The organism is Corynebacterium mustelae, assembly GCF_001020985.1.
GTDB lineage: Bacteria > Actinomycetota > Actinomycetes > Mycobacteriales > Mycobacteriaceae > Corynebacterium > Corynebacterium mustelae.
Map to the genome: position 1 here is coordinate 280,880 of NZ_CP011542.1, position 18,892 is coordinate 299,771.

General features: G+C 55.0%; 14 protein-coding genes. 4 read left to right on the forward strand and 10 right to left on the reverse strand.

Annotated features, from left to right (window positions below; genetic code table 11):
• Positions 1 to 73 precede the first annotated feature (73 nt).
• Positions 74 to 2,218 carry a hypothetical protein gene (locus tag CMUST_RS01335; protein ID WP_047261007.1) on the reverse strand — a complete coding sequence of 715 codons (2,145 nt, stop codon included), beginning with the start codon at positions 2,216 to 2,218 and terminating at the stop codon, positions 74 to 76.
• 444 nt (positions 2,219 to 2,662) lie between these two features.
• On the opposite strand from CMUST_RS01335, the gene CMUST_RS01340 reads away from it, so the two are divergent.
• Positions 2,663 to 2,965 (forward strand): hypothetical protein, encoded by a 303-nt coding sequence (locus tag CMUST_RS01340; protein WP_047261008.1) that lies wholly within the window; start codon positions 2,663 to 2,665, stop codon positions 2,963 to 2,965.
• 819 nt (positions 2,966 to 3,784) lie between these two features.
• On the opposite strand, the gene CMUST_RS01350 is transcribed toward CMUST_RS01340, so the two are convergent.
• The 5 genes from CMUST_RS01350 to CMUST_RS01370 form a co-directional block, all read right to left on the reverse strand.
• Positions 3,785 to 5,020: a hypothetical protein gene (locus CMUST_RS01350; RefSeq protein ID WP_236690138.1), complete on the reverse strand. Its 1,236-nt coding sequence runs from the start codon at positions 5,018 to 5,020 to the stop codon at positions 3,785 to 3,787.
• A 5-nt stretch (positions 5,021 to 5,025) separates the two neighbouring features.
• Positions 5,026 to 6,393, reverse strand: coding sequence for a M1 family metallopeptidase (locus CMUST_RS01355; RefSeq protein ID WP_047261011.1), 1,368 nt, complete (start codon positions 6,391 to 6,393; stop codon positions 5,026 to 5,028).
• Positions 6,394 to 6,402: 9 nt separating this feature from the next.
• Positions 6,403 to 8,382: a prolyl oligopeptidase family serine peptidase gene (locus tag CMUST_RS01360; protein ID WP_047261012.1), complete on the reverse strand. Its 1,980-nt coding sequence runs from the start codon at positions 8,380 to 8,382 to the stop codon at positions 6,403 to 6,405.
• Between the two features lie 163 nt (positions 8,383 to 8,545).
• A complete protein-coding gene (locus CMUST_RS01365) occupies positions 8,546 to 9,613 on the reverse strand; it encodes an alpha/beta hydrolase (RefSeq protein WP_047261013.1) in 1,068 nt (355 codons plus the stop codon).
• Between the two features lie 872 nt (positions 9,614 to 10,485).
• Complete coding sequence (locus tag CMUST_RS01370) at positions 10,486 to 11,553, reverse strand: alpha/beta hydrolase (RefSeq protein WP_047261014.1); 1,068 nt, start codon at positions 11,551 to 11,553, stop codon at positions 10,486 to 10,488.
• 478 nt (positions 11,554 to 12,031) lie between these two features.
• Between CMUST_RS01370 and CMUST_RS01375 the strand changes: the two genes are divergently transcribed.
• Both CMUST_RS01375 and lpdA read left to right on the forward strand, forming a co-directional pair.
• Positions 12,032 to 12,559: a hypothetical protein gene (locus tag CMUST_RS01375; protein ID WP_047261015.1), complete on the forward strand. Its 528-nt coding sequence runs from the start codon at positions 12,032 to 12,034 to the stop codon at positions 12,557 to 12,559.
• A 499-nt stretch (positions 12,560 to 13,058) separates the two neighbouring features.
• A complete protein-coding gene (gene lpdA / locus CMUST_RS01380) occupies positions 13,059 to 14,471 on the forward strand; it encodes a dihydrolipoyl dehydrogenase (RefSeq protein WP_047263263.1) in 1,413 nt (470 codons plus the stop codon).
• Positions 14,472 to 14,504: 33 nt separating this feature from the next.
• Here the strand turns inward: lpdA and CMUST_RS01385 are convergent, their stop codons facing one another.
• From CMUST_RS01385 to ramB, 4 genes are all read right to left on the reverse strand, one after another.
• The gene (locus CMUST_RS01385) at positions 14,505 to 14,747 is read right to left on the reverse strand and encodes a hypothetical protein (protein ID WP_047261016.1); all 243 of its coding nucleotides are present in this window, start codon (positions 14,745 to 14,747) and stop codon (positions 14,505 to 14,507) included.
• A complete protein-coding gene (locus tag CMUST_RS01390) occupies positions 14,744 to 15,712 on the reverse strand; it encodes a serine hydrolase domain-containing protein (RefSeq protein WP_047261017.1) in 969 nt (322 codons plus the stop codon). Before CMUST_RS01390 ends, CMUST_RS01385 begins: the two co-directional genes overlap by 4 nt.
• Positions 15,709 to 16,155, reverse strand: a complete 447-nt coding sequence (locus CMUST_RS01395; protein ID WP_047261018.1) for a winged helix-turn-helix domain-containing protein — start codon at positions 16,153 to 16,155, stop codon at positions 15,709 to 15,711. The genes CMUST_RS01390 and CMUST_RS01395 overlap by 4 nt, the downstream gene beginning before the upstream one ends.
• Before the next feature lie 84 nt (positions 16,156 to 16,239).
• On the reverse strand, positions 16,240 to 17,661 hold the full coding sequence (gene ramB / locus CMUST_RS01400) for an acetate metabolism transcriptional regulator RamB (protein ID WP_047261019.1): 1,422 nt from the start codon (positions 17,659 to 17,661) through the stop codon (positions 16,240 to 16,242).
• Positions 17,662 to 18,108: 447 nt separating this feature from the next.
• Here ramB and CMUST_RS01405 point away from each other — a divergent pair, with 447 nt between their 5' ends.
• Complete coding sequence (locus CMUST_RS01405) at positions 18,109 to 18,867, forward strand: succinate dehydrogenase cytochrome b subunit (protein WP_047261020.1); 759 nt, start codon at positions 18,109 to 18,111, stop codon at positions 18,865 to 18,867.
• Positions 18,868 to 18,892 lie beyond the last annotated feature (25 nt).

An 18,892-nucleotide genomic window follows, 5' to 3' on the forward strand; every position in this document is an offset into this window, starting at 1 on the left:
ACTATACCGCCCAACTACAGCCGTTAGGCCACCCGGCAGCATTCCGTCACCGATACGGCCAACCATCAAGCACCTATAACTGGTTCAACAGATCATATGTAAGTGCAAGCTGCCGCTGCGCCACCTCAAGCGAAGCGTCGGCAGGCAGTTCCGCAGCAGGGGTGCCAGGCGCCGAGGGCACAGACTGCGCCGCCGCGGCATCCGCATGCGCGGCCTGCCACAAGGCCATAAGTTCACCGATGGTCAGCCCGCTGCGGATTCGCGCAAGCTCCGCCCGCACCAGCGGGACGGCGTGGTCGTTTCCGTGGTGTAGGTTTAACACTCGACCCGAACGGTAGTCTATGTATTCCGGCGCGCCTAAGTGGAAGGCCGCCATTCGCTTTCGTAAGTAAGAATCAAGCCAGACCGCCTCACCCGAAGCAAGATCGATAACGACCGGAAGCACCGAGGCCGCTGGGGAATTGAGTGTGAGCCAACCAGTATCTGTTTCACCCGTCGCATGGCGCGCCTGGATGCGGATGGCGGCATGAGGATCATTCTTTATCAACTTGCCCTCCTGCGCCCACGAATTGTTAGTGTTGTGCATAGTGACGCTGATAATGGCATAACGGGCATGCGGGATCACCGACACAATACCGTCCCACTTAGTCTCGCCCAGGTGGATAGAAACAAAGTCAGGCGCGCACTCGATGAATTCGCGCAGCGGGGAGGACTGTAGCGTCGAAAAGCCTACCTTGCCTAGGCAAAACTCCAGGTTGGCATCGGCGAAGACGACACCGATGCTGCCCGAATGGGTGGCGTTTTGCCACCGCGCGGTAATCCGGGAGGGCTTGTTGCCCAACGCCAAAGCCTGTCCCGGCACCAGCTCCGAGGTTCGCTGCAGCAGCGGAACTGGGCGCATATCCGGCACCAGCGCGGCGGCATCCTCCGGCAGCGCGACCGCTTGTAGCTTTTCGACGATCACCCGGCCAAGTGCCGCCTCAAAAAGCTGTGCCACCTCCGGTTGCAGCCCATGCGTAGCGGCCTTCCGGAGATAAACCCCAGCATGCGGAACGTTGACCAACCGCTCCGGTGCAGTATTACGCACCGCATTAAGCGTAGCGATCACCGTTTTAAGCCGAAGGTGCCGCCCACATGCTTCAATGGCGGCAACCAATAACTTCCGATCAGCATCAGTTCGACAAATCGAACCGATGCGCACCAGTTCCCGGAACAGCTGAGCTGGCTGCATACTCAGCGCATCAAGGGCAGCAGGCACATCATGAGTTGCAATGGCGGTATTCGCTCGTGTCATCGCGTTACGGTGTACTACATTGCCGAAAATAACATCCAAACCCGATAAGGCCAGTTCATGCCCCGGAATCTGATACGGGTGCACCTTTTGCAACACCCACCGCCACAACCGCCGATGGCGCAGATACTCATCGAGGTCCGCCAATGACTGGAAGCGGCCAAGGGCGGCAATGAGCTCCCGCCTGGCCCACCTCGGCAGGGACGCAGTGCGCGCCGGGTAATGCCGGGAAAAACCCAACGTGACCGCCGCATAAGGGTCAGTGCTGAAGCACGCCAACACCACCCGCAGGACATCGGTCGGGCCGGTGGCCTTTCCAAGACCCACCCGAAACACCTCAGCGACAGCCGCACCACTGGCGCGAAGACTTAATAGCGCCGCCGCGAACATGGGCTGACTGCGGAACTCGGTGGTGTCGAAAAGCGACAACACATCCGTTGACGCGGAAAGCACCCGCACCACCTGGGTGAAATAATCGCAGGTGGAACGTGACGGGCTCAACCACATCGACCACAGCCGGTGAAGATCGTCCACCGCGGCTACCACCACGTTCAGCCGACGCGGACGCGAGTGCTCCGTGATGGTCTCCAAATGCTTGCGTTCAAACTCTTGCTCCGCCTGCGGCAACCAGAAACGAAAATCCGCATAGAAGTCACTCGCCTCCAGCCACAACTGCGCATCCTCGTCGGTTACGACCTCGGCGGGAAACCCCGGAAAAATCGGCGACCGCCGATCGTCCCTGGCATATACATGCGCGATAAGTTCAGATAATTCCGCCGGACTCAGCACCTGCAGCTGGTCTAGTTTCACGAAAAACCCGCAATTAAGCAGCTCCACAAAGGCCGTCGCCGCTTCCGGCAACGTGCAGGACGGATGATGAGAAGAAGTCACAATTGCGCCGTACCGCAATGCATAATGCGTGGGCATGGGAAAACCTCAAACATTTGAAAAAGTCTAAACGGGCGGGAAAGTGACCCCAGTAGGGTCTCCGCCAGCGGCGGGAAACGTGCGTAACTGGAATCTAAAGCCACGCCCGCTCCAATTAAAGCACACCAAGCACGTAGTATGCCGCCCCAAAAACTCCGGTACAACACAGCAAAAACAAGTAAAGCGGCGAGGAAAGCACACCGGTAGTTAGCCGATCCACGGCGGGTATAAGACGTAACCGATAATGAAAAGCCTCGCCTAATTAAGGATTAAAGCATACAAGTGTGGAAGGGGGTGCTGGGGGAGTGGCGTGAGTATCGCTGCGTTTGCGGGGCGGGGGGACATATAAGAAACTTTGCATGACGACGTGTAGCCTATAGCAAACTTGACCAAATGGGAACAAATATATTCATAATTGCTAGATGTCGTCCATATTTCTTTCCTATGAATTGGGCGCTGGTTGATGGGGTCTGCTTGCACGCGCGTTTTAACGCCGGTGCTGCCAACCTGGTATCGACAGTGGTTGAAAGCCCCTCAGTGAATCTCGTAATTGGATCAACTGCTTTGCAGGAAGCTGGACGGTGGTTACTGCAGCTGGGGGTGCTCGGTGAAGTCCAGCTGACGCAACTTGCGTTTTCGTGTCATATCGCCCTGCGGCTTTTCCGGCTAAAGAAACAACAAGTTGGCGACTATCAACTTCGGGCACTCCGCCGAACCGGCCCTGAAAATAACTTTTATGGACCGTGAAGCAAGGATGAATCGTGTGCAATCGGTGTGTGGCATCTGAAATGAAAATTTGGGGTGCAAATTAGGCGGTTATCCATAGCCAAAAGAAAAGCAGACTGGTTGCAAGGGTGATCATAATTGATAAGCTGCAACCCATAAATTGCCAAGTGGGGGCTGTTCTTCTGGATTTATTCGTGGAAGGTGTTAGGGAGGGATCTTTTCCCATAATTTCTCGAATAAAAGGCTTGAAATTCCGCAACCGCGTTTTGTAGTTGTATCCCGACATCCTAAGCCACATGGTAGATATGAAACAAAAATAAGCCAAGATCGAAAAGAATGACATGAAAATAATTTCTTGTCGTATTTGCGATGAATCCGTAAAGAACAAGACAATTAAAGCGGTTGCTGGGATGTTTCCAACGATAAAGAAAATGGAGAGTTCTGTTAAAAATACCATCCACCGAAAGGGTGATTTTTTAGGTGGTTATCCTTTTTCTCGGGGAAGATCATTACATACAAAAACAACGGCAGAAGCCCCAAAACTATCGTAATATTCGTTAATGTTGATTCGTTCATATTGTTAAAATTTATTTCTATTTTCCAATCTAATCTGTGTTATTAGAGTGAAATAAATTCCGTAGTTAATGGCCGCATCGCATTAGTCATTGCTTGATAACAGTATTGATGAAGTAGGGTTTTTCTGAGCGAGCATGGTGGGTAAAGATGCAAAATAATTACCAGAAGATGCAGATCTATGTAGCGAATAGCGTAGTTATCTCATATGTCAATTGATGAACTGTACTTATCGGTTCGCTCGTTAGAGAACTTGGTATTTTCTCGTCAGCTCTTATTGGTCACTCCACCCGCCTTCAACCCGCCCACATGCACAGCCAATCCCGCGATCGGCCCTACGGTGAGTGCGAGCCAGCTGGCGGTGGATAGTTCCAGGGGGGAGCTGAGAATCAGTGTCGCTACTATCGTGGCTGTGATCCAGCCGAGCAGATACACCCGGTGCTGTTCGACAGCCATGGTGGCAGCACCGGTGACCATGAGCGATGCGGTGCAGGCGGCACCGAGGGTCAACAGCGCAAGTAGCAAGGCTGGGGTGGTGTAGGAGGGTCCTAGGATCGTGACCATTAGCCAGGGGCCGATAAGCCATGCGGCAGCGGCACCTATGGTGCCGACGAGCCAGATCAGCGCCAATGGTTGGATCAGTGCGCGCCGGGGGTGGGTGGTGTGGTGGACGAAGCGCACGATGATGGCGGAGAGGAATTGTTGCAGCGGCACCAGGATGGGGGCGCGGGTGAGGGTGACTGCGTACACCACGACGGCGGTGCTGATTGCCGCGTGGCGATCAGCACCGTGGGTCAGTTGCACGAGGGTGGGAAATCCGGTGATGAGGATGGCGCTGGCGCCGGAGGCGGCGATGGCGTAGCCCAGGCGGGTGAGGAATTGCCGCGTGGGGACGTCAGCAAGCAGTTGAAGGCTGGCGCGCACGGGGGCGCTGAGAAGCACCAATATTAGCCACGATCCGGCACCCAGCACGGTGATGACGAGGAAGGCGACTAGTTTCCAGCCGAAAAGCCAGGCGACGATGGCCAGTATCATGCGGGAGGCGGTGTCGAGTGTGATCAGTACCGCGTAGCGTGACCACAGGCCCGCGCCGGAGAGCAGGCCGGCGACGGCGGCTTGGATGGCGTAGCTGCCTAAGCCGAGTGCCATGAGTCCCACCGCTATCCCGGCGGAATCCGAGACGATGCGGCCGACCCAGAGCGGGCCGGATGCGGCGGCGAGGATGGTGGTGATGAGCCCAAGCCAGGCGGCGATGACGATGGGGCGTGCCAGTGGGGTGGCAGCTGAGCCAGAACCAGGGGATAGGGTGCCGTGCTTTTTCGCGGCGGCAACCGCGCGGGTGGTTTCTTGGGTGATGCCGGTGAGAAACCCGGTGGCGGCGAAGAAGAGCCCCCAGTAGGCGGCGAATTCCGTGGTTAGGGCGGTGTCGGTGCCGAATGCGCGGGCGGCGAGGATGACAACGACGAACCCGGAGATGCCAGCGATGATGGTGGCAATCGTCATGTATTTCATTGGTGAAGCTCCGGGAGTGGGGTTTCATATAGCCACGTATGCCACAGTGCATCAAGGTTGGCCGGGTCGATGCGGGCGTTGGTGCAGGCGGTGTAGGCGGCGTGGCGTAAATCCATCGGCTCAACCACTGAATGTCGCCCCGCCGCGCAGTAGCGGTGCAGCATGGAAAAGAACTCTGCGTCGCCAAGCAATTCGCGCAGGCTATGGACGACTAGTGCGCCGCGTTTATACACCCGGTCGTCGAACATGTCTTTCGGCCCTGGGTTTGCAAGCAGGAGGTCTTGTGGCAGCGCGCGGAGTTTCTCGTAGTGTTCCCGGGCGGATTGGGCCGCTGGTTTCGCCGCGGAGTGTTCAAACCACAGCCATTCGGCGTAGCAGGCGAAGCCTTCGTTGAGCCAAATGTCTTCCCATTGCGCCAATCCCAGGGAATTGCCGAACCATTGGTGGGAGAGCTCATGGGCGATGAGACGTTCCCATTTTTTATCGCCCGCGATGTGGTTTGCGCCGAAACTGGAAAGCCCTTGGGCTTCGAGCGGGATCTCTAGGTCGTCTTCGGTGATTACCACCGAGTAGGAGTCGAAGGGGTAGTCGCCGAAGAGTTTTTCGTATAGTTCCAGCATACGGGCCTGGTCGGCGAATTCATGGTGGAAGTTGTCGATCAACGTGCGGGGCACATAGGCGTGGATCGGTACCCGGCTACCGGGGATTGTTACCTGAGTGTATTCACCTACGTGGATCGCCGCGAGGTATGCCGCCATGGGCGCGTTGGTTCTATAGTGCCATCGGGTCTGGGCGCCAGAGGTTGCGCGTGCAATCCGGTTGCCGTTGGCCACCACGGTGTATGCCTTCGGAGCGGTGATCTTAAAATCGAAGTGGGCTTTTTCGTCCGGGGTGTCGTCGCAAGGGAACCAGCTGCGCGCGCCACACGGTTGGCTGGCCACCAGCGACCCGTTCGATAGTTCCTCCCACCCGATCTCGCCCCACACCGAGGGCACGGGCCGGGGGTTTCCCTGGTAGCGGATGGTGATGGTGAATTCGTGATCGACCGGGATGGCCTCGGCAAAGGTGATGCGGAGTTTGTCGTGGGCGTGCCGGAACCGCGCGACAGACACGTCGTGGCCGCTGGTGCCACGTGCGGTCACTGATCGCACCTTGAGCGTGTCCGATAAATCCAGCGACATTGTTTTCAGCGGCAGGTAATTATCGACGTCGCAGGTGACCTGCCCGGTTAAATGATTCGGGCCGACCCGGTAATCCAGGTCAAGCTTGTAGCGGCGAATGTGAAACCCCAGGTTGAAATCAATTCCCGTGTAAGTATCACGGGTACCTGGGATGGGGGTGGAACGAAGCGCTGAACTTTTCATACTGGTTGTCTAGTGTACAAGCTGGTACAACCAGTTATAGACCAACGCCTCCACCGTCGCCGTTTGATCGTTATCGGCAGCCCCCGCGTGGCCACCCTCGCTGTTTTCGTAATAATCCACCGGCTGCCCAGCCGCCGCCAAAGCGCGCGCAAATAGCCGCGCATGCGCCGGATGTACTCGGTCGTCGCGGGTAGAGGTGGTAATTAACGCCGGGGGATACTGCCTATCTGCCCGCTTGTCGACGTTATGAAGCGGCGAATACTTCTCTAACACCGCCCGCTCCTTAGCCATCGCAGGATCGCCGTATTCCGCCATCCAACTCGCACCGGCTGACCAGGTGTGATAGCGCAGCATATCGCACAGCGGCACCTGGATCACCGCAGCTGCGAATAACTCGGGATAGCTGGTCAAAGCCACCGCGCCTAATAACCCGCCATTAGAACCACCCCGGATCGCCACTTGGTCGCTGCGTGCATAGCCACGAGCCACAATATCGCGCAACACCGCCTGGTGATCCTCAAAGACCCGCATCCTATTCGTCTTCGTCGCCTGCTCATGCCACTTCGGGCCGTATTCGCCACCGCCCCGTAGATTCGCCTGAACATAGAAGAATCCGCGTTCCAACCACGCCAACCCGCGAATCGCCGAGTAGCCAGGAACCAGCGACACCTCAAATCCACCGTAGGCATAGACCAGCGTTGGGCGCGGGCGCGTGGCGGAAAAATCACCAGTAATGAAATACGGAACTTTGGTGCCGTCGGCGGAAACCGCATAATGCTGCCGGGTGGAAAGCCCGGTGGCGTCGAAAAGCGACGGCGCGCTACGCACCGGTGTAAGCTCATCGGTCAACCGATACAACGTGTCTGGCTGGAGGAAACTGGACGCCCGAATCCACACCTCATGAGAAAACGGATCGGTGGCCACCACTTGCGCGGTGACGTCGTCAGGCAACGGAACCGGTACAAACGGCTGATCCCAACTCCCTAGCGGCAGGCGAAGAATCTTACTCGTCACATCGGATAAGACGGTGATAAAAACCTCCGACTTACTTAAACTAATCGACTGCAGACTAGAAGACTCATCCGGACTAAACAACACAGAAAACTCGCGCTGACCAGCCAAAAACTCGGCGCAGCCCATAACCCCCAACCCGCCCGGGGCAATACCGGCGAAACCCGAGCGCGGCAACACAAACAAGAAACCACGCGCGACAAAAACCTCGCAGTCCTCCGGAACCTCAATATGCGTCAACCCGGAATCCGTCTCAATGAACGTCTGCTTCCGATAAAAATCCAACACCCGCGTGACAAACTTATTTCGGAAATCCGGGTGCGTATCGGCCCACGCCTGCACCATCATGTCATCGACAGAACCTGCGAAAAACTCCGCAGACTGGGCAAGAGGCTCACCGCGCCGCCACAGGTGGGCGCGCGCCGGGTAACCCGATGTGGTTAGTGCGCCGTCGCCGAAATCGGTACACACCAAGACCGTATCTAGATCCACCCAACTGATCTGGGTTTTCGCCTCGGCTACCCAGAACCCATCTGCGATGAAGCTCAAAGTGCCCAGGTCGAATTCCCGAATCTCCACCGCATCAGCCCCGCCGCGGGATAATTCCACCAACGCCCGATCCTGCTCCAGGCGAACGTGTGCACCCTTCCACACCCAGTTTTCGTTCTCTTCGTCGGCTAATGCATCAACGTCGAGCAATACCTCCCAGTCGGTGTCATCGCCAAGGTAACTGTCAAGCGTCGTGCGGCGCCACAACCCGCGTGGGTGATCCGCATCGCGCCAGAAGTTATAGAGAAACTCGCCTCGGCGTGTGACATAGGCAATGCGGTCGTCGGTGTCCAATACCATACGGATTCGGTGCTTAAGCTCGGGGTCGATGATCGCAGCAGTTTCCGTCGACCATGTGTTGGCCCACTCCAACGCCGCAGGGGATTCGATCGGCTCCAACACTTCCGGTTCGATGAGGTGATACTGCATGGGAATCCTTCGGGGTTGGTGTGACGGCGGGCAGTGTGCCGAGTGGTTCTGGTGCTAGTGCGGCACACGTTACGGGCGTGGGTTATTGCACCTGGTATTTGCACATGGTGTTGCACGCTTAAGCATACGGTGGGGTTTACCAAGGGTAAAACCATGCAAAGATTTAAGAATTAAACGCTCGCTCAAAGGTCGGCCATGAATCCCGCAGATCCTGCTTCCAATAGCCCCACGAATGTGTGCCTGTATTACGCATATTGAATGTGGCTGGAATGTTCAGCGACTCAAGCTTCTTCTTAAAATCGTGGGTGCATTGATTCGTGGCTGCCTCAATAGCCCCACCGCTGGTTGTGCTGATCGTCGCGGACATGGAGGCAATGAACGGATCAACACCGCGCAATCTGGAACCATTCGGCATATCAGCTTCGCCACCGAGACCGCTGCCGTTGGATACGTAAATCTCCGTATTACGCAAGCTCTCGGCGTTGATGAGTGCATCGTTGTAGTGCCACAACGGGCCACCCCACGTACCCCACATTTGCTCAATGGTTGCGGCACCACGCTGCAACGTCAACGCGATATAGGCGGTAGGCGCTGGCTTCGAGGAAGCATAGCAACCGGAAAAGGCGCCAACGGCATCGTAGAAACCTGGGTTATGTTCGGCCAATAACACGGAACTGGTCGCCGACATAGACATGCCCGCAATGGCGCGTTTGCCGTTCGCCTTGAGTTCTTTTTCTATCGGGCCAGGCAGCTCTTTGGTTAGAAACGTCTCCCACATTTGCTTCCCGCCCAGTGCGGCGTTTTCCGATACCCAATCCGAGTAATACGAGAATTTACCGGTCATGGGGATCACCACGTTGACGTTCTTTTCCCGATAAAAATCTAAAACGTCGGTCTGCATGAGCCAGTTCGCATCGCCTTCGCCGCCGTCACCGCCATTAAGCAGGTAAATAATGGGACGATTCGGCTCCGCAGCCCTAATGACCACCAGCGGTATCTCCCGGTTATTCATCGCCGGTGAGGTGGCCCACATTTCCTCTACTCGCTCGCCGCTGACATTTGCGCGCCATTTCAGTTGCTGCTCGGGGTACTTCGCCCCGGAGATTGTCGCTAGCGGGGTGTCGCCCGCAACTTGTGCTGGTGTGACTTCGGCGCTGTGGGCAATCGGGGCGGTGCAGATGGCGGCCGCGCAAAGCCCAGCCAGCGTTGTTGCTAATCGAGTGAACTTCATCAGTGGCAGATTCCTCAAGTGAAACAATATGGATCAGGTATGCAACACAAAACGTGCATATATGTAATCGATAGGCTAGATGAATTTGTTAGCGCTCTATCCATTATCAACTATAAGGATCGGCCACGATCTGGGCGCTATTTTATGCAAATAACGTTATGCAATTGTTGCGGGTAGTGCGCTGAGCGAATAACGCATCGACATGGCTTTTCCGCAATATTTTCCAAAGTTTGGTTCCGTAAATCCGATTGAAAAACGGTGGTCAGCTCGGTTGGGAAAGCCCCAACTCGACTTTTACGTTCCTTAATGCAAGAAATGAACCACCAAACCGCGGAAAGGTCGAATTGCCCGTTATATGCCTGCGCAGATTACCCGCTTTACCGCCGGTTTTTTGAGATGCTGGCCCTCCGCAACCACTCGCAGGAATACACCAGAAAGTGCATCACCAAAGAACCTCATCCCAAGAAGTCAAAATGATTCCTGCCATGCGCCTTGAATTAAGCGAGAGTTTCCACACGAACCCGTTCTCGGACACCGCCAACATGTGAGAACTTAACCCAACTCGACTTTTGCGTTTCTTAGTCCACAAAATGAACCACCAAACCGCGGAAAGGTCGAGTTGTCCTTTGGTGGCCTGGACCGCTTGCCTTTCTTCAGGGGCTGATTTCTAATGGTGCGGCCCTATAACTTCAGCACTCAAGTGCGGAAAGTGAGGAATTAGAAGTTGGTGTTTTCCACATGTCAGGATTGTTGATTTGATTGTGGCTTTGAGATCGTCGTAAAGCTCACCGACAAAAGACGCCGGAAAACGCTACGAGTCCGCACCCAGACCTTTCGGTGTTGGGTGCGGACTCGTGTGAAGCGCGCGTTATTTAAGAATTGAAGCTTGCTTCAAATACTGGCCACGAGTGGCGCAGGTCTTGTTGCCAATATCCCCATGAGTGGGTGCCGGTGTTGCGCATATTGAAGTGGGCTGGAATCTGGAGAGAATCTAGCTTCTTCTTAAAGTCGTGGGTGCACTGGTTCGTGGCTGCTTCGATGGCGCCACCCTCAACGGTGGTGGCGGTAGCGGCGATAGAAGCGATTGCTGGATCGACACCACGCAGGCGGGGGCCGCCCGGCATATCCCATTCGCCAGCAAGGCCGCTGCCGTTGGAAACGTAGATCGCGGTGTTGCGCAGGCCCTCCGCCTGGGTGAGCACATCGTTGTGGTGCCACTGCGGTCCACCCCACTTGCCCCACATTTGTTCAATGGTTGCGCCGCCGCGTTGCAGGGTTAATGCGATATAAGCGGTTGGTGCGGGCTTCGCGGAGGCATAGCAACCCGAGAAAGAGCCGATGGCGTCGTAGAAGCCAGGGTTGTGTGCAGCCAAGAGTGCGGAGCTGGTTGCGGACATCGACATGCCGGCGATGGCACGTTTGCCGTTGGCCTTGAGTTCCTTCTCAATTGGCCCTGGAAGTTCCCTGGTGAGGAACGTTTCCCACATTTGCTTACCGCCCAACCCGGCATTTTCGGATACCCAGTCGGTGTAATAGGAGAACTTGCCGGACATAGGGATGACGACGTTGACGTTCTTTTCCTTATAGAAATCGATAACGTCGGTCTGCATGATCCAGTTCGCGCGACCTTCGCCACCGTCGCCGCCGTTGAGCAGGTAGATGGTGGGGCGATTGGCTTCCGTAGCCTTGATGATAACCAGCGGAATCTCACGGTTGTTCATTGCTGGCGAGGTAGCCCACATTTCCACAACGCGATCGCCATCGACCTTTTCGCGCCACCGGAGAGATTCGCCATTGGTGTCTTTCGGCCCTGAGATGACCGAAACTGGTGCATCCCCAGAAAGCTGTTGCGGGGTTACATTTGCGGCGTGTGCAGGCAGCGCGCTGGCGAAAATTGTCAGGCTTGCTACGGTCGCCAGTATCCGACGGGTGATCTTCATAAGCGTAGATTTCCTATAAGTCTTACAAATGGTTGCTATAAAGCACTAACCACTCCATCGGGTGGCGGGCTCAATGTGTTAGCACGGAGTTCAAGAAAAATGATAGAGCAACCACGTCGCAATATCTAGCGAAGCGGGAAGCTGTGCCGCGCCACCATTCCTGTGGCGGATGTGATTATTGGGGTTAATGTGGCGAAATGTGGAAACTATGCATCCAAATCAAAGCAGCGGCCCGGTGATACTGGTCGGAGGAATCGGGGGTGGCTGACGGTGTGACATTAGAGCGTGAGGGGATTTACCTTTATTGTCATAAAAAATTGCTAAATTAACGCTTACTCAAAGTTTTAAAATTCTGGCATTGTTGCCGCAGCGGGGATCACGGCTATCGGGGACCGGGCTGCGGTTCCAGAGTTAGAAAACTTGGTACTTTGAGCCGTTGGTATTCGTCCGCCTCAAATGCTGAAGAAAGGTAAAGGAAATGAAAAAGTTGTTAAGTTTTGCGGCTGTGGTTGCTGTGGGTGTGTCGTTGGTTGTGGTTCCGTCTGTTTCTGCTGTGGAGTTGGAGATTGGTCCTGAGTATAGTCCTGAGCGTCGTGCTGTGATTATGGCTAATGCTGAGCGGCTTGAGCTTGCGGCTAAGGAGCGTGCGCTGCGGCAGGCTGATGGTGAGTATGACAAATCCCCGCATTCCTTTTTCTCGGCGCGGTATATTGCTGCTTCTGATGTTTCTTCTGTTGAGAAGATGTGGGATTGTTGGAAGGATTACCCACATAATTTTTCGAACCCGTTTTTTTGGGTTGAAGACCAAGGGGTCCCGCCGATTAATGATGAAAGACAGTGGATTGAGTGTCCGTTGTTGCCGATAACGGATAAGGATCGTGAGGTTGCTGCTCAGGAATTGGCTGATGGTTCTGCGGTTCAATCATCGCCGGGGGTTATTTCGAGCTTGTTGGTTGCCTTTTGGCGGATTGTCAGTGCTGTTAAGAGTTTCTTGGGATTAAAGTAACTTTTTATGGCTTCTGAGTGAGGGGCACGGTCACCGCATGGCTGTGCCCCTTCCTTGCTATTTAGTATCTTTTAGGTCATCTTAGTCACGGGTCGGTGGGGCTAGCAATCGGGGTAAATCGTCGAATAGTTGAGGCGTTGGCGGGAAATTGTGCTTGATGGATGTAACGTCATTTCCAACGATGGCAATGTAGAAGTTGTATTCTCTTTTGCAGTTCCGTCAAACCATTGTAAGGAAATAACATATGTCTTTCATTGAAACTGTTGTCGTGAAAATCAACGAATTTTTGGGGATGCTGCTTCACATGGGCTCCTCAGCTTCCAGTGAACTAGGCGGCTCCTTGGGGTTGTTCTAAACCTACGTTCGCATATCTTTCACGCAGCTAATGTGTGTTGATGGCCCACCTTATGTGGAAACATGGGGTGGGTTTTTGCGTGAAATTTTTAGAAAACCTCGGTAAGATGCGACATTTTGCCAGATTTTCCGTATTCTAGTGGGCGTGACTGAACATTTTGACGTAGTAGTACTCGGCGCTGGCCCAGGTGGCTATGTGTCCGCCATTCGCGCAGCTCAGCTAGGTTTAAAGGTTGCTGTAGTTGAGAAGCAGTACTGGGGCGGTGTGTGCCTCAATGTTGGCTGCATTCCTTCTAAGGCACTATTAAAGAACGCCGAGGTTGCCCACATCTTCAACCATGAGGCAAAGACCTTTGGTATTTCCGGTGACGTGAGCTTCGACTTTGGTATTGCGCACAGCCGTTCGCGCAAGGTCTCGGAGGGCATTGTTAAGGGCGTTCACTACCTTATGAAGAAGAATAAGATCACTGAGGTAGACGGATTCGGTGTATTTAAGGACGCTAAGACCATCGAAGTGACCGAGGGTAAAGATGCGGGCAAGGTCATTACCTTCGATAACTGCATTATTGCTACGGGTTCGGTTGTCCGGTCGCTGCCGGGGGTAGAGATCGGCGGCAATATCGTCTCCTATGAAGAACAGATCCTTAACCCAGAAGCACCGAAGTCGATGGTTATCGTCGGCGCTGGTGCGATCGGCATGGAATTTGCCTATGTACTTTCTAATTACGGTGTGGACATCACCATCGTTGAATTTATGGATCGGGTTCTTCCCAACGAAGATGCTGATGTTTCCAAGGAGATTGCGAAGCAATACAAGAAACTCGGTGTGAAGCTTCTTACCGGCCATAAGACCACCGCGATCCGCGATTTGGGTGACGGTGGCGTTGAGGTTGACGTTGAATCCAAGGATGGTTCGAAGTCGGAAACCCTCAAGGCCGACCGGGTTATGGTTTCCATCGGTTTTGCGCCACGGGTTGAAGGCTTTGGCCTGGAGAACACTGGTGTGAAGCTGACCGATCGCGGTGCCATCGACATCGATGATCGAATGCGCACCAATGTTCCTGGTATCTACGCTATCGGCGACGTCACCGCGAAGCTGCAGCTGGCGCATGTGGCTGAAGCTCAGGGCGTGGTTGCTGCTGAAACTATCGCAAATGCGGAAACCCAAGAATTGGGCGATTACATGATGATGCCACGCGCAACGTTCTGTAACCCGCAGGTTGCCTCCTTCGGCTACACAGAGGAGCAGGCAAAGGAGAAGTTCTCAGGTCGCGAGATTAAGACCGCAACTTTCCCATTCTCGGCCAACGGTAAGGCCCAGGGCTTGGCGGAGTCCGCAGGCTTTGTCAAGATCGTCGCAGACGCCGAATACGGTGAATTGCTGGGTGCCCACATGGTCGGCGCCAGCGTCTCCGAACTGCTACCGGAGCTCACCCTGGCGCAGCGTTTCGACCTCACCTGTGAGGAAATCGGACGCAATGTCCACACCCACCCAACCTTGTCGGAGGCCATGAAAGAAGCCGCCGAAGGCATCATGGGTCACATGATCAACCTCTAATAAGATTCGGTCCGATCGCCCCCAACCGCTTAGCTACGGTTGGGGGCGGTTTGCGTTGTGCGGCCGGGCCCTAAGAATGGCCACGATGAAGCATGCTCCGGCAACGTACCAGGCGATAATAGGTACCACTGAGGGGCCGGAATGCCTGGTAAGCACCGTTGATAGAATCAGGCAGGTGAAAACCGTGTTTGCCACGGTGGGGATTAGTTTCTTGGGGCGGATCGCGGCGACAACTGCGGAAATGAGAAGGAATCCGAGAACGAGATAGACAATCATGGGGATAATACCTCCAATACGAGTGTTGTGGGGGAGGCGGTGGTGTTGGAAAGTCCGAGTGCGAATGAACGCTTGGCTTCGTCAAAAGCCAACATGCTGCTAAACCCGCCGGTCATGCCGTTGTGAAATGTGAAACCATCTTTCCTAATCCAGCCGTAGTCGGGTATGCCACGGTCCTGTACGTGCTGGGCAAATCGTGCGAGGTCGCCGGCGGTAGAAACGATTGCACCTGCCGGGGCGTAGCCGTCCATCGGCCAGGTTGCGGCATGGTGGCCAGTGACTAAGTATCCCGCCTTAAACTCGGGGGATTCGGTGGTGGCTACATGTGTGTTTGCCATGGCGAGTGGGCGAAGAATCCTAGTGGCAACAAGCTCGGGGTAAGGTGTTTGTGCTTGCTGTGCCAGAATTTGTCCCAATAACGCGTAACCGTAATTGGAGTACTGGTACGTCCCGACATTGCTTAACGGTTGATCTTTGGCCTGGTCAAGAACGTCGGAGGCGGTGATGCCTGCGTAAGGATTGCGATTGAGGTACGTGGTAGTAACACTGCGTAAGACCAAGTTGCGCGGTAATCGCGGTAGCCCGGAGGTGTGGTTTGCCAGGTCGCGGATGGTAACCGTATCGCTGGGGAATGCCACAAACGAAGAAACCGGGGCGTCAAGACTGATCTCGCCGCGTTCGACCGCTTGGCGGAGAAGTTCCACGGTAAACATCTTGGTTATCGAGCCGATTTCAAATTGCGTATGTTCGTCCGCGCCCAGCCCGGCGAATGTGGTGTCACCGTCATGGGTGGCAACGGCGAGCGCCTTGCTGCCGGGTGGTGCCTGGGCTGCGAGGGTATCGGCAAGTGTAGTGTCGCCGGTGCGGGTGGGCTCTAGGAAAATGGGGCGAGGTCCTGCGGCAATGAGTATGGCCGCGACCAAAATCGCCACCACGATGTTTCGGCGCGGAATGGTAGCGATCATGGCAGCTCCCCGGCGGCAATGATGCAGAGCAGTGGAATTACCCGCGTGCCTGGTATTCGAAACTGACCGGTGGTGGTTTTCTCCACCCAACCAGCCGCGACGAGCGCATTGACGTGATGATAACAGCTGCCCTGACTGGTGGTTATTCCCCGCGCTACTAGTTCTGGGACGGTGGTGGGGGCGTCGATAAGCGTGCGCATGATGGCAAAACGTTGTGGATGCGCGAGTGCAGCGACCCGATTGAGGCTAGATTCCCAGGCGGTGTCGATAAGATGCGCTGCGGGGCGGGCCCATTCGTATTCCCAGTTGCCGCCCGCAGCTGTTGCGGAGCCGGAGAACGTGACCATGCCGTCGTCGCTTAGAACGGCGGGTGTGGGCAGCTGCTGTTCCAGGGCCGATACACGGTGTTCTACTGCTTCAAGCCGCGTGAGGAAGTCGTCCATGTTCAGTATTTTAAAATTCTAAAATCAAGGGTGCTTCGCTTTTCGACGCCCTACTGTTGGCGGTTTAGGCACTGAAGCCTTGGGTTAGTACGGTGCGACGTTTGATGCGTGCGGATCGACGGAAATCGTGCGGTTAATTGCCGGGAACGCGCGCTGGGCACAATTTTCACGGGTGCACACGCGGCAGCCCACCCCAATCGGGACTGCGGAGGAAAAATCCCGTAAATCGAAACCGGTTGCGTACACTGTCCGGTCGGCATGGCGGGCATCGCAGCCGAGTCCAATGGCAAAGAGCTTTCCGGTCTCGCCGAACCTGCCCTGGTGGTGTTTGACGGTGCGGGCGATCCAGAGGTAATTGCGACCATCGGGCATTTGGGCGAGTTGCCGCATGATGGTGCCGGGGTTGGCAAAGGTCTCATATACGTTCCACAGCGGGCAGGTGCCGCCGGAGTGGGTGAAATGAAAGCCAGTGGCGGATTGCCGTTTGCTCATATTTCCGGCGCGGTCGACACGCACGAAGGTAAACGGAATGCCGCGCAACTTCGGACGCTGGAGCGTCGATAGGCGGTGGCACAAGGTTTCGTAACCAACGCCGAACATCTGGCACAGATACTCGATGTCGTAACCATTGCGTTCGGCTTCCTGGTGGAACATCCGATAGGGCAACATTAAAGCTGCGGCGAAATAAGAGGCGACGCCACGCAACGCCAACCGCCGGGCTTCCTCGGTGGTGAAGTGCCACTCATTGACCACATCGTTAATGAGTTCGCCTGCCTCCAGGTACCCCAATTCCGCCGCCATGCGAAACGCCCGCTGGCCGGCGATGAGGCGGGAGGAAAGCGTCAAAGTCTGGGAAGCAAGGTCGAGGTTATGTAACTGGTTGCCGATGTCTGCTCCCGTGGTCACGCCAATGCCGTGCTTGCTGGTCAGTCGTTCACTTAATGCGGACTCGGTGGCCCGGATGGCGAAAGTGGAAACGCCTAAATCAGCGGCGATGGCTTCGGCCTTGAGGTCGATGGCGTCGAGGTAGTTCTGTCGGGCATAGAAAAAATCGCGTACCTCATCGTGCGGCATGGACAGTGCTTCGGAAACCGCACCTTGATCGTTAGCGGTCAGGCGCACGTCGGTGGCAACGGACAATTTATCCCGAACGTTTCGGTAGCGGCGATGCATATCCACCATGGTGCGGGCGATGCTGGGGTGGTTTTGCACCATCTCATTGAGCTCATGAATGGGGATGGGGGTGGGGCATAGCTCTTTATCAAGAATCACGTCTTGGATTTCAGCCAACAGTCGTGAATCATCGTCACGGGAGAAAAACGTAGCGTCGACACCGAAAGTTTCGGTTATTCGATTGAGCACGGGGAGGGTTAATGGCCGAACGTCGTGTTCGATCTGGTTGACGTAACTTGCCGAAAGCCCCAAGGTGGTGGCCAGGGATGCTTGACTCAAATCTCTTTCCCGACGTAATTGGCGAAGTCGGGAGCCCACATAGGTTTTAGCCATGGTGGAAAGCTTAGTCAACGGGTTTGGGTTGTCGGACGTTTTTACTCATTCTTTGCAATAAATCTTCGCAATTTTGTGTAGTTGGGAATTTTTTATGTTGATGATGCGTTGCATCGGGTGGCTGGTTGCATTCGTTTCCCAGTTCACGGCATACTTTGACACCCAACTTAAGGTCAATCATTCGATTGATACCAAAAGGGTGGGATTTTTTAAAACCGGAAAATTCCGTTAAAAATACGGTGGAGATAGGTGTGTCATTTTACGCTTGTGTAAAAGTGCAGTTAGTGGCGTCGTAAAACGTATAAAGGGACAGCGATATCAGGTCAGGCTACCCTTAATTGCAGGTAGTTGCCTATTTTTTAAGATGTGGGGTAAGTCACAGGTGGCTGTGGCGAGTGGTTAGCAAGGCATTTGGGGGAATAAAGTAAGGGCGACACTGGAGGTGCCATGACTGTAAATAACATCGACCGTGACGCAATCGCTCACGGCAAAATCACAGAAAAGCCGCTGCGTGAGCGGCCCAAATTTCCGACATGGGCATTGAAGCTAACAATGGCCATCACTGGCCTGATTTTCGCAGGCTTCGTCGTGTTCCACATGGTTGGAAATCTAAAGGTTTTCCTGCCTCACTACGAGGATGGAACCCACCCAATTGACGTATATGGACAGTGGCTACGTGAACTCATGTATCCACTCCTGCCACACGAGACTTTCCTGTGGATCTTCCGCATTGTGCTATTGGCGGCAATTGCGCTACACATCTACGGCGCATTTGCGCTGACCAGTCGGTCTCACCGGTCTCGTGGTAAATTCCGCCGCACCAACTTGGTTGGTGGCATGAACTCGTTTACCACCAAAACGATGCTGGTCACCGGCATTATTTTGCTGGCTTTCATCATCTTCCACATTCTGGATCTCACCGCAGGCGTAACCCCGGCCGCAAGCGACGTGTTTGAGCACGGAGCGATCTATGCAAACATGGTGGCCAGCTTCTCTCGTTGGCCAGTGACTATTTTCTACGTCATCGCCATGGTTGTTTTGTTCCTCCACCTTTCACACGGCATCTGGCTGGCAGTTTCCGACCTGGGCATCACCGGTAAGCGCTGGCGCGCCATCCTGCTGGTCGTCGCATACCTGGTGCCAGCAATTGTGATGATTGGCAACATCTCGATTCCGCTTTCCATCGCCTTGGGCTTGGTCGGCTAGGTCGAAGAAGGACGAAAAGGTACAC

What these genes read in the sequence shown, in the direction of transcription:
- CMUST_RS01335 (WP_047261007.1), bottom strand. Translation starts at nt 2,218, where the DNA reads ATGCCCACGCATTATGCATTGCGGTACGGCGCAATTGTGACTTCTTCT.
- CMUST_RS01340 (WP_047261008.1), top strand. Translation starts at nt 2,663, where the DNA reads ATGAATTGGGCGCTGGTTGATGGGGTCTGCTTGCACGCGCGTTTTAAC.
- CMUST_RS01350 (WP_236690138.1), bottom strand. Translation starts at nt 5,020, where the DNA reads ATGACGATTGCCACCATCATCGCTGGCATCTCCGGGTTCGTCGTTGTC.
- CMUST_RS01355 (WP_047261011.1), bottom strand. Translation starts at nt 6,393, where the DNA reads ATGAAAAGTTCAGCGCTTCGTTCCACCCCCATCCCAGGTACCCGTGAT.
- CMUST_RS01360 (WP_047261012.1), bottom strand. Translation starts at nt 8,382, where the DNA reads ATGCAGTATCACCTCATCGAACCGGAAGTGTTGGAGCCGATCGAATCC.
- CMUST_RS01365 (WP_047261013.1), bottom strand. Translation starts at nt 9,613, where the DNA reads ATGAAGTTCACTCGATTAGCAACAACGCTGGCTGGGCTTTGCGCGGCC.
- CMUST_RS01370 (WP_047261014.1), bottom strand. Translation starts at nt 11,553, where the DNA reads ATGAAGATCACCCGTCGGATACTGGCGACCGTAGCAAGCCTGACAATT.
- CMUST_RS01375 (WP_047261015.1), top strand. Translation starts at nt 12,032, where the DNA reads ATGAAAAAGTTGTTAAGTTTTGCGGCTGTGGTTGCTGTGGGTGTGTCG.
- CMUST_RS01385 (WP_047261016.1), bottom strand. Translation starts at nt 14,747, where the DNA reads ATGATTGTCTATCTCGTTCTCGGATTCCTTCTCATTTCCGCAGTTGTC.
- CMUST_RS01390 (WP_047261017.1), bottom strand. Translation starts at nt 15,712, where the DNA reads ATGATCGCTACCATTCCGCGCCGAAACATCGTGGTGGCGATTTTGGTC.
- CMUST_RS01395 (WP_047261018.1), bottom strand. Translation starts at nt 16,155, where the DNA reads ATGGACGACTTCCTCACGCGGCTTGAAGCAGTAGAACACCGTGTATCG.
- ramB (WP_047261019.1), bottom strand. Translation starts at nt 17,661, where the DNA reads ATGGCTAAAACCTATGTGGGCTCCCGACTTCGCCAATTACGTCGGGAA.
- CMUST_RS01405 (WP_047261020.1), top strand. Translation starts at nt 18,109, where the DNA reads ATGACTGTAAATAACATCGACCGTGACGCAATCGCTCACGGCAAAATC.